13 protein-coding genes are annotated in these 14,992 nt (G+C 71.1%); 4 read left to right on the forward strand and 9 right to left on the reverse strand.

Annotation, left to right across the window (positions count from 1 at the left end):
* Positions 1 to 104 precede the first annotated feature (104 nt).
* Both B6R96_RS09945 and B6R96_RS09950 read left to right on the forward strand, forming a co-directional pair.
* Positions 105 to 344, forward strand: coding sequence for a hypothetical protein (locus B6R96_RS09945; protein WP_030386313.1), 240 nt, complete (start codon positions 105 to 107; stop codon positions 342 to 344).
* 48 nt (positions 345 to 392) lie between these two features.
* Positions 393 to 959: a PH domain-containing protein gene (locus B6R96_RS09950; protein ID WP_053705191.1), complete on the forward strand. Its 567-nt coding sequence runs from the start codon at positions 393 to 395 to the stop codon at positions 957 to 959.
* 54 nt (positions 960 to 1,013) lie between these two features.
* Here B6R96_RS09950 and B6R96_RS09955 read toward each other — a convergent pair whose 3' ends face one another.
* The 6 genes from B6R96_RS09955 to eccD form a co-directional block, all read right to left on the reverse strand.
* On the reverse strand, positions 1,014 to 1,466 hold the full coding sequence (locus tag B6R96_RS09955) for a tetratricopeptide repeat protein (protein WP_030386315.1): 453 nt from the start codon (positions 1,464 to 1,466) through the stop codon (positions 1,014 to 1,016).
* A gap of 16 nt (positions 1,467 to 1,482) precedes the next feature.
* Positions 1,483 to 2,235: a 4-hydroxy-tetrahydrodipicolinate reductase gene (gene dapB, locus B6R96_RS09960; RefSeq protein ID WP_030386316.1), complete on the reverse strand. Its 753-nt coding sequence runs from the start codon at positions 2,233 to 2,235 to the stop codon at positions 1,483 to 1,485.
* Positions 2,236 to 2,260: 25 nt separating this feature from the next.
* Positions 2,261 to 3,640 carry a M16 family metallopeptidase gene (locus tag B6R96_RS09965; RefSeq protein WP_030386317.1) on the reverse strand — a complete coding sequence of 460 codons (1,380 nt, stop codon included), beginning with the start codon at positions 3,638 to 3,640 and terminating at the stop codon, positions 2,261 to 2,263.
* On the reverse strand, positions 3,637 to 5,859 hold the full coding sequence (locus B6R96_RS09970) for a polyribonucleotide nucleotidyltransferase (RefSeq protein WP_030386318.1): 2,223 nt from the start codon (positions 5,857 to 5,859) through the stop codon (positions 3,637 to 3,639). The genes B6R96_RS09965 and B6R96_RS09970 overlap by 4 nt, the downstream gene beginning before the upstream one ends.
* A 305-nt stretch (positions 5,860 to 6,164) precedes the next feature.
* On the reverse strand, positions 6,165 to 6,452 hold the full coding sequence (gene rpsO, locus B6R96_RS09975) for a 30S ribosomal protein S15 (RefSeq protein ID WP_030011220.1): 288 nt from the start codon (positions 6,450 to 6,452) through the stop codon (positions 6,165 to 6,167).
* A 183-nt stretch (positions 6,453 to 6,635) separates the two neighbouring features.
* Positions 6,636 to 8,144 carry a type VII secretion integral membrane protein EccD gene (eccD, locus tag B6R96_RS09980; protein ID WP_030386319.1) on the reverse strand — a complete coding sequence of 503 codons (1,509 nt, stop codon included), beginning with the start codon at positions 8,142 to 8,144 and terminating at the stop codon, positions 6,636 to 6,638.
* A gap of 196 nt (positions 8,145 to 8,340) precedes the next feature.
* Between eccD and eccCa the strand changes: the two genes are divergently transcribed.
* Positions 8,341 to 12,297: a type VII secretion protein EccCa gene (gene eccCa / locus B6R96_RS09985; RefSeq protein ID WP_081522289.1), complete on the forward strand. Its 3,957-nt coding sequence runs from the start codon at positions 8,341 to 8,343 to the stop codon at positions 12,295 to 12,297.
* A 148-nt stretch (positions 12,298 to 12,445) separates the two neighbouring features.
* Positions 12,446 to 12,691 carry a DUF397 domain-containing protein gene (locus tag B6R96_RS09990; protein WP_030386321.1) on the forward strand — a complete coding sequence of 82 codons (246 nt, stop codon included), beginning with the start codon at positions 12,446 to 12,448 and terminating at the stop codon, positions 12,689 to 12,691.
* Positions 12,692 to 12,772: 81 nt separating this feature from the next.
* Here B6R96_RS09990 and B6R96_RS09995 read toward each other — a convergent pair whose 3' ends face one another.
* The 3 genes from B6R96_RS09995 to mycP form a co-directional block, all read right to left on the reverse strand.
* Complete coding sequence (locus B6R96_RS09995) at positions 12,773 to 13,078, reverse strand: WXG100 family type VII secretion target (protein ID WP_030386322.1); 306 nt, start codon at positions 13,076 to 13,078, stop codon at positions 12,773 to 12,775.
* Positions 13,079 to 13,122: 44 nt separating this feature from the next.
* Positions 13,123 to 13,479: a hypothetical protein gene (locus B6R96_RS10000; protein ID WP_030386323.1), complete on the reverse strand. Its 357-nt coding sequence runs from the start codon at positions 13,477 to 13,479 to the stop codon at positions 13,123 to 13,125.
* A gap of 217 nt (positions 13,480 to 13,696) precedes the next feature.
* Positions 13,697 to 14,983, reverse strand: a complete 1,287-nt coding sequence (mycP, locus tag B6R96_RS10005; RefSeq protein WP_081522290.1) for a type VII secretion-associated serine protease mycosin — start codon at positions 14,981 to 14,983, stop codon at positions 13,697 to 13,699.
* Positions 14,984 to 14,992: the final 9 nt, after the last annotated feature.

Consider the following 14,992-nt stretch of genomic DNA (forward strand, 5'->3'; position numbering starts at 1 on the left):
GCCATGAATTTTTCCTAATGTCCGGAAATCCGGCACCGATTGAGGGGCTCGTTCGTCCTACCCGGTAGAACACACACCCATCGACCCCGAGGAGATTCGCTCTGATGTTCCTCCGGCGCGAACCCGTTCCGTTCGCTTTCGTCTCCGAGGCCGACCGTTTCCGAAGCAACGTCACTCCGCCGCCGCGCGAGCGCCTGGGCCGGACCCAGTTGGCCGCCCGTACCCTGGTCGGACTGACCGTGGTTGCGGGGCTCGCCGGCTCACTGCTCTTCGGTATGCCCGCGCTGCAGCCGGCCAAGGTGCCGGAGAAGTCGCAGCAGTCGGAGGCGTCCCAGGGGCGGTAGCCTCACGGGCACAGCCCAACCGAACGTGCATGTGAGTGAGGTCCAGCCGTGCCCCTGCCCTTTCTGACGGCCGACGGCGTGTCCGATGTGGATGACGACGTCGACGGCGACGAGATCCTGGCCCATGCCGACCAGGACCGCTGGCGCCGGCCCTACCGGCCCGGGCCCTGGCGCGTGGGGATCGGCGCGCTGCTGCTCCTGCTGTCGGCGTTCATGCTGCTGGCCACGATGATCATCGCCTTCGCGGGCAGCTGGGGCGGGACGGTGGTCTGCCTGGTCGCCGCCCTCGCGGTCGTCGGTTCGGCGGTGCAGACCCTGCGCGTGGGCGTGTGGGTGAGCCCCGCGGGGCTGCGCCGGGTGGGGTTCTTCGTGACCCGGACCCTCCCGTGGAGCGAGGTCGGCGAGCTCCGTACGGTGCAGCAGCCGGTGCGCTGGCTCGGACTGCCGAGGACCGTACAGGGCCAGGCGCTGACGATGTCCGCGCCGGGCGGGGCGGAGCCGCCGGTGCTGCTGACCGACCACAACGCCGATTTCCTGTCGCGGACCGAGGCCTTCGACCGGGCCGCCGACACGGTGGGGGCCTGGGCCGACGAGTACCGGCCCGTGGCCGCCTGACCCGCCCGACCGCCCGGGACCCCGACCGGGGCCCCGCCGGAAGCCCGTACAGGATCAGACCTGTACGGGCTTCTTGTCGTACAGGGCGATCGCCCGCTGCATGGCCTTGCGCGCCCGCGGGGTGTCCCGGGCGTCGCGGTAGGCGACGGCGAGCCGGAACCAGCTGCGCCAGTCCCCCGGCGCGTCCTCGGTCTCGGCCTTGCGGCGCGCGAAGACCTCGTCGGCGGAGTCCCGCAGGATCCGCCCGTACTTGTCCCGTTCCAGCTCGTCGACGGGCAGTCCGCCCTCGGCCTCCAGCTCGGTCGCGAGGTGGTTGGCCCGCGTCACGAACCGGGTGTTCTGCCAGAGGAACCAGATGCCGATGACCGGCAGGATCAGCACGGCCACCCCGAAGGTGACCGTGAGCAGGGTTCCGTGCCGGATCAGCATCAGGCCCCGGCTGCCGGCCAGGACGAAGTAGACCACCAGGACGGCGGCCGTGAGGAAGTACGTGATCTTCGCGCGCATCGTGAAATCAGTCCGGTCAGCCCAGGTCGAGGAAGTGTTCCAGGCCGAAGGTGAGGCCCGGGGTCTGCGTCACTCGGCGCGTGCCGAGCAGGATGCCCGGCATGAAGCTGCTGTGGTGCAGGGAATCGTGACGGATGGTCAGGGTCTCGCCCTCGCCGCCGAGGAGCACCTCCTGGTGGGCCAGCAGGCCGCGCAGGCGGACCGCGTGCACCGGGACTCCGTCGACGTCGGCGCCGCGCGCCCCGTCGAGGGCGGTGGCGGTGGCGTCGGGCTGGGCGCCGAGGCCGGCCTCGGCGCGGGCGGCCGCGATGAGCTGCGCCGTACGGGTCGCCGTGCCGGAGGGGGCGTCGACCTTGTTCGGGTGGTGCAGCTCGACGACCTCGACGGACTCGAAGTAGCGGGCGGCCTGGGCGGCGAACTTCATGGTGAGGACCGCGCCGATGGAGAAGTTCGGGGCGATGAGCACACCGGTCTCCGGCGAGCCGGAGAGCCAGGTGTTCAGCTGGGCGAGGCGGTCCTCGGTCCAGCCGGTGGTACCGACCACGCCGTGGATGCCGTGGCGGATGAGGAAGTCCAGGTTCCCCATCACCGATGCCGGGGTGGTCAGCTCGACCGCGACCTGGGCGCCGGCGTCGGCCAGCGTCTCCAGCTTGTCGCCGCGGCCGAGCGCCGCGACCAGTTCCATGTCCTCGGCGGCCTCGACGGCCTTGACCGCCTCGGCGCCGATCCGGCCCTTGGCTCCGAGGACTGCCACGCGCAGCTTGCTCATATTGCTTCCTTACTCACGTACGGAACTAGGCGACCGCTTCGTCGAGACGGGCCGCCTGCTTCTCCTTCAGCGGGCCGATCACCGCGAGCGAGGGCCTCTGGGCCAGTACATCCTGTGCGACCGAGCGGACGTCGTCCGGGGTCACGGCGGCGATCCGGGCCAGCATGTCGTCGACCGACATCTGGTCGCCCCAGCACAGCTCGCTCTTGCCGATGCGGTTCATGATCGCGCCGGTGTCCTCCAGTCCGAGGACGGTGGATCCGGAGAGCTGGCCGACGGCCCGCTTGATCTCGTCGTCGGCCAGGCCTTCGGCCGCGACCTTGTCGAGCTCGTCGCGGCAGATCCGCAGCACGTCGTGCACCTGGTTGGGCCGGCAGCCCGCGTACACGCCGAAGAGGCCGGTGTCGGCGAAGCCCGAGGTGTACGAGTACACGCTGTAGGCGAGGCCGCGCTTCTCCCGGACCTCCTGGAAGAGGCGCGAGGACATGCCGCCGCCGAGGGCGGTGTTCAGTACGCCGAGCGCCCAGCGGCGCTCGTCGGTACGGGCGAGCCCCGGCATGCCGAGGACCACGTGGGCCTGCTCGGTCTTGCGGCCGACCAGGTCGACGCGGCCGGCGGTGCGGATGCGCTTGGTGCCGCTGCGCGGGCCGATCGGTTCGGCGTCGGTGCGGGTCAGCGCGCCGGCCTTCTCGAAGGCGGCGCGGACCTGGCGTACGACCTTGTTGTGGTCGACGTTGCCGGCGGCGGCGACGACCAGGTGGGTCGGATCGTAGTGCTTCTTGTAGAAGCGGCGGATCCGGTCGGCGCCGAGGGCGTTGATCGTGTCGACGCTGCCGAGGACCGGGCGGCCGAGGGGGGTGTCCCCGTACATGGTCTGCGCGAACAGGTCGTGCACCATGTCGCCCGGATCGTCCTCGGTCATCGCGATCTCTTCGAGGATGACTCCGCGCTCGGCGTCGACGTCCTCCTCACGGATCAGCGAGCCGGTGAGCATGTCGCAGACCACGTCGATGGCCAGCGGCAGGTCGGTGTCGAGCACCCGGGCGTAGTAGCAGGTGTACTCCTTCGCCGTGAAGGCGTTCATCTCGCCGCCGACCGCGTCGATCGCGGAGGAGATGTCGAGGGCGCTGCGCTGGTGCGTGCCCTTGAAGAGGAGGTGCTCCAGGTAGTGCGTGGCGCCGTTCAGCGTGGGCGTCTCGTCACGGGAGCCGACGTGCGCCCAGATGCCGAAGGTGGCGGAGCGGACGGAGGGCAGCGTCTCGGTGACGACGCGCAGTCCGCCGGGCAGGACCGTACGCCGGACGGTGCCGATGCCGCTGCGGCCCTTGAGGAGGGTTTGGGTACGGGCGACGGCCCGCCCCTCCGAAGAGGGGCGGGCCGTCACACGGGAACTACGCGACATCACTTGTCGGAGTCGTCCTTGTCAGCGTCGTCGCCGGCAGCCTCGCCGTCGATCACGGGGATCAGGGAGAGCTTGCCGCGCTGGTCGATCTCGGCGATCTCCACCTGGACCTTGGTACCGACCGCGAGCACGTCCTCGACGTTCTCCACGCGCTTGCCACCGGCGAGCTTGCGGATCTGCGAGATGTGCAGCAGGCCGTCCTTGCCGGGCATCAGGGAGACGAAGGCACCGAAGGTGGTGGTCTTGACGACCGTACCCAGGTAGCGCTCGCCGACCTCCGGCATGGTCGGGTTGGCGATCGAGTTGATCGTGGCGCGGGCGGCCTCGGCGGCCGGGCCGTCGGAGGCACCGATGTAGATGGTGCCGTCGTCCTCGATCGTGATCTCGGCGCCGGTGTCCTCCTGGATCTGGTTGATCATCTTGCCCTTGGGCCCGATGACCTCACCGATCTTGTCCACCGGGATCTTGACGGTGATGATCCGCGGGGCGAACGGGGACATGGCGTCCGGCGTGTCGATCGCTTCCATCATCACGTCGAGGATGTGGAGGCGGGCGTCGCGGGCCTGCTTGAGGGCGGCGGCCAGGACGGAGGCCGGGATGCCGTCGAGCTTGGTGTCCAGCTGGAGCGCGGTGACGAACTCCTTGGTGCCGGCGACCTTGAAGTCCATGTCGCCGAAGGCGTCCTCCGCACCGAGGATGTCGGTGAGGGCGACGTAGTGGGTCTTGCCGTCGATCTCCTGGGAGATCAGGCCCATGGCGATACCGGCGACGGGGGCCTTGAGGGGCACACCGGCGTTCAGCAGCGACATGGTGGAGGCGCAGACCGAGCCCATGGACGTCGAACCGTTGGAGCCGAGGGCCTCGGACACCTGGCGGATCGCGTAGGGGAACTCCTCGCGGGTCGGGAGGACCGGCACGATCGCGCGCTCGGCGAGCGCGCCGTGGCCGATCTCGCGGCGCTTCGGCGAACCGACGCGGCCGGTCTCGCCGACGGAGTACGGCGGGAAGTTGTAGTTGTGCATGTAGCGCTTGCGGGTCACCGGGGAGAGGGTGTCCAGCTGCTGCTCCATGCGGAGCATGTTGAGGGTGGTGACGCCCAGGATCTGGGTCTCGCCACGCTCGAACAGCGCCGAGCCGTGCACGCGCGGGATGGCCTCGACCTCGGCGGCGAGGGTACGGATGTCCGTGAGCCCGCGGCCGTCGATGCGGACCTTGTCCTTGATGACGCGCTCGCGGACCAGAGCCTTGGTCAGGCTGCGGTAGGCGGCGGAGATCTCCTTCTCGCGGCCCTCGAAGGCCGGGAGGAGCTTCTCGGCGGCGATCTCCTTGACGCGGTCCAGCTCGGCCTCGCGGTCCTGCTTGCCCGCGATGGTCAGCGCCTGGGAGAGGTCACCCTTGACGGCGGCCGCGAGGGCCTCGTACACGTCGTCCTGGTAGTCCAGGAAGACCGGGAACTCGCCCTCGGGCTTCGCGGCCTTGGCGGCCAGGTCGGCCTGGGCCTTGCAGAGGACCTTGATGAACGGCTTCGCGGCGTCCAGACCGGAGGCGACGATCTCCTCGGTCGGGGCCTCGGCGCCGCCCTTGACCAGGGCGATGGTCTTCTCGGTGGCCTCGGCCTCGACCATCATGATCGCGACGTCGCCGTCCTCCAGGACGCGGCCCGCGACGACCATGTCGAAGACGGCGTCCTCGAGCTCGGTGTGCGTCGGGAAGGCCACCCACTGGCCGCGGATCAGCGCGACGCGGACGCCGCCGATCGGGCCGGAGAAGGGCAGGCCGGCCAGCTGCGTGGACGCGGACGCGGCGTTGATCGCGACGACGTCGTACAGGTGGTCGGGGTTGAGCGCCATGATCGTGGCGACGACCTGGATCTCGTTGCGCAGGCCCTTCTTGAAGGACGGGCGCAGCGGGCGGTCGATCAGGCGGCAGGTGAGGATCGCGTCCTCGGAGGGGCGGCCCTCACGGCGGAAGAAGGAGCCGGGGATTTTGCCGGCCGCGTACTGCCGCTCCTCGACGTCCACCGTCAGGGGGAAGAAGTCGAGCTGGTCCTTGGGCTTCTTCGACGCGGTGGTGGCGGACAGCACCATCGTGTCGTCGTCCAGGTAGGCAACGGCGGAGCCGGCGGCCTGGCGGGCCAGACGGCCCGTCTCGAAGCGGATGGTGCGGGTGCCGAAGGAACCGTTGTCAATGACGGCCTCGGCGTAGTGGGTCTCGTTCTCCACTAGCGTTTTCTCCATTTTCGTCGTCTCCGTCCGCCGCCCGTGTGGCGGTGGACGGTTGCGGAGAAGCGCTCCTGGCGTGCGGGCCGGTCTTCGATCGAAGCATCCGGTTCGGTGCCCCCTGGGGGCATTCCGGGTGCCACTACCGAGGACCGGCGGCGTGGGAGGGCGCTCCTCCTCTTCAGTTGTGCACGTCTTCCTCAGACGTACACGTGCGTCCGTTCCAGACTACAAAGGGTCCGGTCCGGTGCGCACGTACAGCAAAGGGAGCGGCCCCCTGATGTGGGAACCGCTCCCTTCACGGCGTGTTACTTGGCGCCGGCCGCACCGCGGCGGATGCCGAGGCGCTCGACCAGCGTACGGAAGCGCTGGATGTCCTTCTTGGCCAGGTACTGCAGCAGGCGGCGACGCTGGCCGACCAGGATCAGCAGACCACGACGGGAGTGGTGGTCGTGCTTGTGCGTCTTGAGGTGCTCGGTCAGGTCCGAGATGCGGCGGGAGAGCATCGCAACCTGGACCTCGGGGGAGCCGGTGTCGCCCTCCTTGGCACCGAACTCGGTGATGATCTGCTTCTTCGTAGCGGCGTCGAGCGGCACGCGTACTCCTCGTTTTAGGTCTTCGTTGCCACCGAGTGCCCCAGGTCTGAGTCTCTGGGGAGCTTCCGTTACTCGGGAGGCGGGGTCCGCTGAGCGCAGTCCACAGACCCTTCGGAGAGGATCCGGGGGACGCGTACACAAACGGCCGTCACACAGCGTACCAGGCTGCCGGGACGCGACGTCTCAGCTGGTGAGAGCGCGGGCCCGGGAGTAAACGTCCAGCACAGCCAGGGTAAGGGGCACGAGGCTGAGCAGGACCGCCGCCTCGGTGAGGTCGAGCAGCCTTCCCCAGAAGGGTGACAGGCCCTTGCGGGGGATGACAAGCGCAATTCCCGCGAGGAGGGCCGCGCCGGCCGCGACGGCGGCGGTCAGCCAGATCGTACGGAGGTCCAGGCCGCTGCGGTCGTGCTCCAGCAGGAGGGCTTCGAGCAGGTCGGTCGGCGGGTGCAGGGCCATGCCGAGGATCAGCAGTGCGATGGCGGCGAGGCCCGCGGCCAGGGCGCAGACCACCTGGGAGGTGTAGCGGAAGAGGCGGGCGCGCAGCAGCATGGCGAGGCCGGTGGCCAGGGCCAGCAGGCGGCCCCAGGTGTTGTCGGAGAAGCCGAGGACGGCGGCGGCTCCGACGGCGACGGCGGCGCAGCCGCCGACCAGTCCGAGGAGCATCTCGTGGCCGCGGCGGGCCTGGGCGGCGATGGCCTCGGCGTCGAGCGGGGTGCCGCCCGGCTCGTGCTGGTCGGAGCCGGGCTGGTCACCGTACGGCTCGGTCTCGTAGCGGTCCGGGGTCTCGTAATCCTCGGTGGCGCTCTGCGGGGCGGCGTAGCCGATGGGCAGGCGGGCGAAGCGGGCGGAGAGGCCGGGGAGGAAGGCGACGAGGCCGATGGCGACGGGGGCGCAGGCGGCGGCGGTGTAGGTGGCGGAGGCCTCGGTGGCGATGGCCGCGAAGGTGGCGATGGTTCCGGTGGCCGCGACGAAGGTGGCCGCGACGAAGGGGGCGTCGCCGCTGGGGGTGAGCGCGACCAGGGCCACGGAGGCGACCAGGGCGCAGACGCAGCCGAGCAGGAACTGGAGGCGGCCGGGGCCCTGGCCGACGGCCGGGGCGACGATCCCGGAGCCGGCGATCATCAGGTGCGGGAGGGCGCTGAGGCCGAGCGCGACGGCGGAGAGGCGGTCGCGGTAGACCCGGGCGCGCACCCCGGCGACGGCGGTGAGCAGCACGCCGACGGCGCCCGCGATGATCCCGGGCAGGCCGTGCATGTCGTGGCGCAGCGGGTCGGCGTACCAGAGGACGAAGCCCAGCATGACGAGCAGCAGGGCGGCGCCGGCCAGGCCCGCGCCGCGCAGCATGTCGTCGCTCCAGCGGTGCCGGTCGCGGACCACGGCGGAGGCGACCGCGTCGGACACGTCGTCGAACACGGCGGGCGGCAGGGACTCGGCGAAGGGGCGCAGGCTCAGCACCTCGCCGTCGAGGACCTGCTGGGCGGCGAGGGTGCGGGCGCCGTCGAGGACGGTGCCGGAGCGGCGTACGAGGTGGAAGCCGGTGGGGGCGCCGACGGGCTGGGTCTGGCCGGTGAGGCGCAGCAGCTCGGGGTAGACGTCGGCGACGGCGATGTCCTCGGGGAGGGCGACGTCGATGCGACTGTCGGGGGCCACGACGGTGACCCTGCAGAAACCCGTCGTTGCGGCCGTACTCACCTGTGTGACCCCCCTGGTTGGTGCCCGCACCGGCGGGCGATTCGCGGATGCGCATGCTGCGCGCGCCACCCTACCGGGCTTATGACCGACTGTCGGCAAGTAGGATCACCGTCGCGTGGGGGAGACCCCCTTCGCGCCCGGGACTTGGGGGCGCCGGTTGCGACGTCCCGTCCGTTTTCGAGGGATTGATGCTCCGGTGAGCCAGATCGTCGTCAAACGCCCGCCGCGGTCCCTGCCGCCCGAGGTTCCCGCGGAGGAGCTGCGGCTGGAAGCTCCGCCCGAACTTCCGCGCGGGCAGCAGGAGGGCATGCTGATGCAGCTCCTGCCGATGCTCGGCATGGGCTCCTCCGTCGTCTTCTTCTTCATGCCGGGCGCGGCTCCGTTCATGCGCATCATGGGTGTGCTGATGCTGGTGTCGACGGTGGCCATGGTCATCGCGCAGCTCGTGCGCCACCGGCGCGGTACGCAGGGGCAAATGGCCGATGTGCGCCGGGACTACCTCAAATATCTTGCGCAGACGCGCCGTCAGGTACGCAGGACCGCCCGGGCGCAGCGCGATGCGCAGCTGTATCTGCACCCGTCCCCCGAGCAGTTGTGGTCGGTGGTGGCGGAGGGCTCGCGGCTGTGGGAGCGGCGGGTCGGCGACCAGGACTTCGGGCAGGCCCGGCTCGGGCTGGGCGCGCAGCGCCTGGCGACCGCGCTGGTGGCGCCGGAGACCGCGCCGGTGGACGAGCTGGAGCCGTTGACCGCGGGCGCGATGCAGCGCTTCCTGAAGGTGCATTCCTCGCTGGACGGGCTGCCGATGGCGCTGTCGATCCGCGCCTTCTACCACGTGACGGTGTCCGGGGAGCCGGAGTCCGCGCGCAGTACCGCCCGGGCGATGGTGGCGCAGCTGGCGACGTTGCACTCCCCCGAGGACCTGATGGTGGCCGTGGTGGCCGCGCCGGGTGCGGTGCCCTCGTGGGACTGGACGAAGTGGCTGCCGCACACGCAGGTGCCGGGTCAGGTCGACGGGGCCGGCACGAAGCGGCTGTTCGGGGACGACCTCGCCGAGCTGGAGGGGCTGCTGGCGCCCCGGCTGGAGGGGCGGCCGCGGTTCAGCCGGGACGTTTCGCCGGTGCTGGACCAGCCGCACCTGGTGGTCGTGCTCGACGGCGGGATGGTGCCGCCGGACTCGGTGTTCGCGGCGGCCGAGGGGTTGCAGGGCGTCACCATCGTCGAGGTGGTCGCCGGTGAGCTGGACGAGCCGCGCGGCGGACTGTCGGTCGTGGTGCGGCCGGGCCGGCTGCGGCTGGAGTCGGGCGCCGGGGTCGCGTACGAGGGCGTGCCGGACACCCTGTCGCTGCCCGCGGCGGAGGCCCTCGCCCGGCAGCTGGCGCCGATGCGCACGGGCGGCGGGGACGACGACGAGCCGCTGCTCGCCAACCTGGACTTCACCGACCTGCTGAACCTGGGCGACGCGGCCGCGGTCGATGTCGCGCGGACCTGGCGGCCGCGGTCGGCCGGTGAGCGGCTGCGCGTGCCGATCGGTGTCGGCGAGGACGGCGCCCCGGTCATGCTGGACCTGAAGGAGGCCGCGCAGGAGGGCATGGGTCCGCACGGCCTGTGCGTGGGTGCGACCGGTTCCGGCAAGTCGGAGCTGCTGCGCACGCTGGTGCTGGGTCTGGCCGTCACGCACACCTCGGAGACCCTGAACTTCGTGCTCGCCGACTTCAAGGGCGGTGCGACCTTCACGGGCATGGGGCAGATGCCGCACGTGGCGGCGGTGATCACCAACCTGGCGGACGACCTCACGCTCGTGGACCGCATGGGCGACTCGATCCGCGGTGAGCTGCAGCGGCGTCAGGAGCTGCTGCGTTCGGCGGGCAACTACGCGAACATCCACGACTACGAGAAGGCCCGCGCGGCCGGTGCCCCGCTGGAGCCGCTGGCCTCGCTGGTACTGGTCATCGACGAGTTCAGCGAGCTGCTCACGGCGAAGCCGGACTTCATCGACATGTTCATCCAGATCGGCCGCATCGGCCGTTCGCTGGGTGTGCACCTGCTGCTGGCCTCGCAGCGCCTGGAGGAGGGCAAGCTGCGCGGGCTGGACACGTACCTGTCGTACCGGATCGGTCTGCGGACCTTCTCGGCCGCGGAGTCGCGGACCGCGATCGGTGTGCCGGACGCCTACCACCTGCCGTCGGTGCCCGGTTCGGGCTACCTGAAGTTCGGTACGGACGAGATGACCCGCTTCAAGGCGGCGTACGTCTCGGGCACCTACCGCTCGGGCGGGCCGGACCTGTCGGTGGGGCAGTTCCCGGTGGAGCGGCGGCCCGCGCTGTTCACGGCGGCCCCGGTGCCGGTGGTGTACGCGGCCCCGGACCCGGCGTACCTGGCGGCGCAGTCGCCCCGCGAGGACGACGCCCTCGCGGACACCGTGCTGGACGTGATCGTGAGCCGGCTGGAGGGACAGGGGGTGCCCGCGCACCAGGTGTGGCTGCCGCCGCTCGACCAGGCCCCGCCGCTGGACCAGTTGCTGCCGACGCTGGCGCCGAGTGCCGAGCGCGGCCTGCACGCGGAGGGGTACACGCGGCCCGGCGGGCTCATCGTGCCGCTCGGCCTCATCGACAAGCCCTTCGAGCAGCGGCGCGAGGTGCTGTACCGGGACTTCTCGGGTGCGGCGGGCCACATGATGGTGGTCGGCGGCCCGCAGTCGGGCAAGTCGACGCTGATGCGGACGCTGATCTCCTCGTTCGCGCTCACGCACACCCCGCGCGAGGTGCAGTTCTACGGTCTGGACTTCGGCGGTGGCAGCCTGTCGGCGGTCGCCGAGCTGCCGCACGTGGGCGGAATCGCCTCGCGTCTGGACCCGGAGCGGGTGCGGCGCACGGTCGCGGAGGTGGGGGGCATCCTCAACCGCCGCGAGGAGTTCTTCCGCTCGAACAACATCGACTCGATCAACACCTACCGGCGCCGGCGGGCGGCGGGTGACCTGCCGCACGAGCCGTGGGGCGACGTGTTCCTGATCGTCGACGGCTGGGGCACCTTCCGGGGCGAGTACGAGGGCCTGGAGCAGATCGTCACCGACATCGCCTCCCGCGGCCTGGGCTACGGCATCCACGTGGTGATCACCGCGGCGCGCTACATGGAGGTGCGGGCCGCGCTCAAGGACCAGATGCTCAGCCGGCTGGAGCTGCGGCTCGGCGACACCATGGACTCCGAGTTCGACCGCAAGGTCGCGGCGAACGTCCCCACGGGCATGCCGGGCCGCGGCCAGGTGCCGGAGAAGCTGCACTTCCTGAGCGCGCTGCCGCGGATCGACGGATCGCACGAGGCGGGTGACCTCTCGGAGGCCACGACGGCCTTCGTGGACGCGGTGAAGCAGAACTGGGCGGGGCAGGCGGCGCCGGGCGTCCGGCTGCTGCCGCGGCTGCTCCACGCCGACCAGCTGCCCAAGGGCGGGGAGTACCCGCAGCGCGGGATCGCGATCGGCATCGACGAGAGCGACCTGGAGCCGGTGTTCATCGACTTCGAGTCCGACCCCTTCCTCCTCGTCTTCGGCGAGAGCGAGGCGGGCAAGACGAACCTGCTGCGGCTCATCGCCAAGCAGATCTCGGAGCGCTACACCCCGGACCAGGCGCGCCTGGTCGTGGGCGACTACCGGCGCGGCCTGCTCGGGGCGCTGCCGGAGGAGCACCTGCTGGAGTACGCGCCGATGATGAGCTCCCTGCAGATGCACATGGAGGCGCTGGGCGGGGTGTTCTCGCGCCGGCAGCCGCCCACGGACGTGACCCCGCAGCAGCTGCGGGACCGCAGCTGGTGGACGGGCCCGGACGTGTTCATCATCATCGACGACTACGACCTGGTCTCCACGAGCCAGGGCAATCCGCTGGGCCCGCTGGTGGAGTACCTGCCCTTCGCCCGGGACACGGGCGTCCGCTTCATCATCGCGCGCAACTCGGCGGGTGCCTCGCGCGCGCTGTACGAGCCCTTCATGCAGCGGTTCAAGGAGCTGGGCGCGCAGGGTCTGGTGCTGTCCGGCGACCCGTCCGAGGGCGACCTGATCGGCACGGTGCGGCCGCGTCCGATGCCGCCGGGCCGGGCCTTCTTCTCCTCGCGCAGGCGGGGGACCTCGCTGGTCCAGCTCGGCCGGATGCCGGGCGGCATGTGAGTCCGCGCCCGGCGGCCGGTCACCGGGCCGGTTGCCGGGCCGGCCGAGGGGCGGGCCGCAGGGCGGATCGGGTGGAAACCCGTCCCGGTCGGCGGCGCAGCCCGGATAATCGGCGGTGAAGACCGCGCCACCGAAGGAAGGGCCACCCATGGGCACCCAGCAGGAGAAGGACGAGCTGTACGCGCTCGACATCAGCGGTGTGGAGTGGGAAGGGCCGCCCGGGACCAGCCCGGAGGAGGAGCGGGTCGAGATCGCGCGGCTGCCCGAGGGGGCGGTGGCGATGCGTTCCTCGCTCGACCGGGACACGGTGCTGCGCTACACGGCCGCCGAGTGGGAGGCCTTCGTACTCGGTGCCAGGGACGGCGAGTTCGACCTGGACCGCCACGAGGCCTGAGGGGCCGGCAGAACACGCCGAAGGGGCGCGCCCGGTGCGGGCGCGCCCCTTCGGCGCGTACGGATCGACGTGGGACCGGGCTCAGTAGGCCTCGGTGAACAGGCGCGAGGCCTTCACGTCGGTGGCGCGGTAGTCGCCCTTGCCCTGCTCGATGAGCTTGGCGATCTTCTCCAGATCCGTGTGCATCTGGTCGGCCTTGCCCTTGTACTTGGTCTGGAGGTTGACGTACTCGCGGTGCGCCTCACCGTCCCAGGTGTCCGTGACGACCTTCAGGGCCGCGCCCATCGCGTCCAGGTCCTTGAGGATGTTCCCGGAGACGATGCGGATGCGGTCCGCCATCTGCTGGACGGTCTCATACCGGACCCGGGTCCCGTCGTTAACCGACATGTTCTTCTCCTTCTCGCTGCGGCCTACTGGAAAGCGACGCGTTGTCAGACGGACTCGAGGCCCGAGCGGGGGCCGGTGCCACCGCCGGAGGGCGTCCCCTGGACGGCGTTCTTGAACGCCGCGCGGACCTCGTCGTCCTGCGCGTTGCTGAGGTTCTTGGTCTGAGCCACCGCGTTGTGCAGGACGCCGAGCAGCCTGCGGATCTCGTCGTGGCTCTCGTTGAGGGTGCTCTGGGCGGAGGTGAAGCCCGAGGCGCCCACACCGGTCCAGCCGGCGCTCGCCGTGGCGAGGATGTCGGCCAGCTCGCGGGCCTGCCTGGTGACGGCGTTGGCCGTCTCCTCGATCTTGTTCTTCGCCTGGACGACCGGATCGTCTGCAAGTCCGAAGGTGTTCGTGCTCATCGAAGCTCCTCACTTCTCAATTCGCCGGCAGAACCGGCGGATTGCGTGGCGGAGCGGCGGACTTTGCCGGGCGCGGATACGAGCCACGCACCTCGGGCGATCCCCCTCCGCTTCACGCGATCCCCCGATCACACTCGTGAAGCCTGGTGTCACTCTAGCCAGTTCATCGCCCGCCCCCAACACCGGTCGGGCGCTTCCGTTGATGAACTGTGACCGTTCACTGCAAACGGCGTCGGCGACTGCGGGAGTCCCGCACGACCGTCGCGGTACCCGCGATGACGGCGATCAGGACGGCGCCGATGCCGAGAGCGTACGTGCCGAACCTCTCCTCCCGCTCCTGGGCCGTCTCGGTGAGCCGCAGCGCCGCCGCCTCGGGGGCGGCCGCCGGGGGCGGGCCGGGGTCCGGGACCGGCGCCTTCGGGGCCTGCTGGTCGTGGGAGAGCGCGCGGACCGGGTCGATGACGCCCCAACCGACGTAGTCGTCACGGCCGTTGACCGCGCGCTCGGCGGTGTTCTGGATCTGCCAGACGATCTGCTGCCCGGACCAGTCCGGGTGCTTGGCGCGCAGCAGGGCGGCGACGCCGGCGACGTACGGGGCGGAGAAGCTGGTGCCGTTGTCGATGCACTGGCCGAAGCCGGGGACGGTGGAGACCATGTCGACGCCGGGCGCCGCCACCCCGATGAAGTCGCCGGGCTGGGAGAACACGGCCCGCTCGTTGTTGCGGTCCGAGGCGCCCACCGCGAGCACTCCGGGGAAGGCCGCCGGGTAGGTCCTGCGCTTCTCGCCGCTCGTACCGTCGTTGCCCGCCGAGGCCACCACGACGATGTTGGCGGCAATGGCCTTCTGGACCGCCTTGCCGAGCTCGGAGTCGGCGGACAGCTGTGCGTCGGTGTCCTGGGAGATGTTGATCACCTGGGCGCCCTTGCCCACCGCGTGGTCGATGGCCTGGGCCAGCGACAGTGCGTTGCCCTTGCCCTGGCCGTCGTTCTGCCGGATCGGGATGATCGTCGCGTCCGGTGCCAGGCCGACGAAGCCGGTGCCCTCCTGCGGGCGCGCCGCGATCAGCCCGGCGACCTTGGTGCCGTGGCCGACGGTGTCGGTCATGCCGTCGCCCCCCTTGGGATCGACGAAGTCCTTGCCGGCACCGGTGTCGAGGGCGGCACTGAGCTGCGGGTTCGCCCGGTCCACGCCGGTGTCGATGACCGCGACGCGGACGGCGGCGCCGTTCTTGTCCTTGCCCTTGGTCTGGGCCCAGAGCTCGTCGAGCAGGAGCCGCTGGAGCGCCCAGGGGCGGTCGGCGATCTGCTTCTTCATCGGGAAGGTGCACTCCCCCGCCCCGTCGAGCCGCAGCCCGTACGGGGCCTGCGCGTACGGGGCCTGCGGCGCGGGGGCGGCCTCGGCGGCCGAGGCCGCCCCCGCTCCCGCCCCGGCGGAGGCGAGGGTGAAGGTGAGGGCGAAGGCGGCGGCCAGGAGCGGCCGCCGGGGCGCGTGGATGCGGTTCATCGGCGGCCT

It is taken from the genome of Streptomyces sp. Sge12 (assembly GCF_002080455.1).
Lineage (GTDB): Bacteria > Actinomycetota > Actinomycetes > Streptomycetales > Streptomycetaceae > Streptomyces.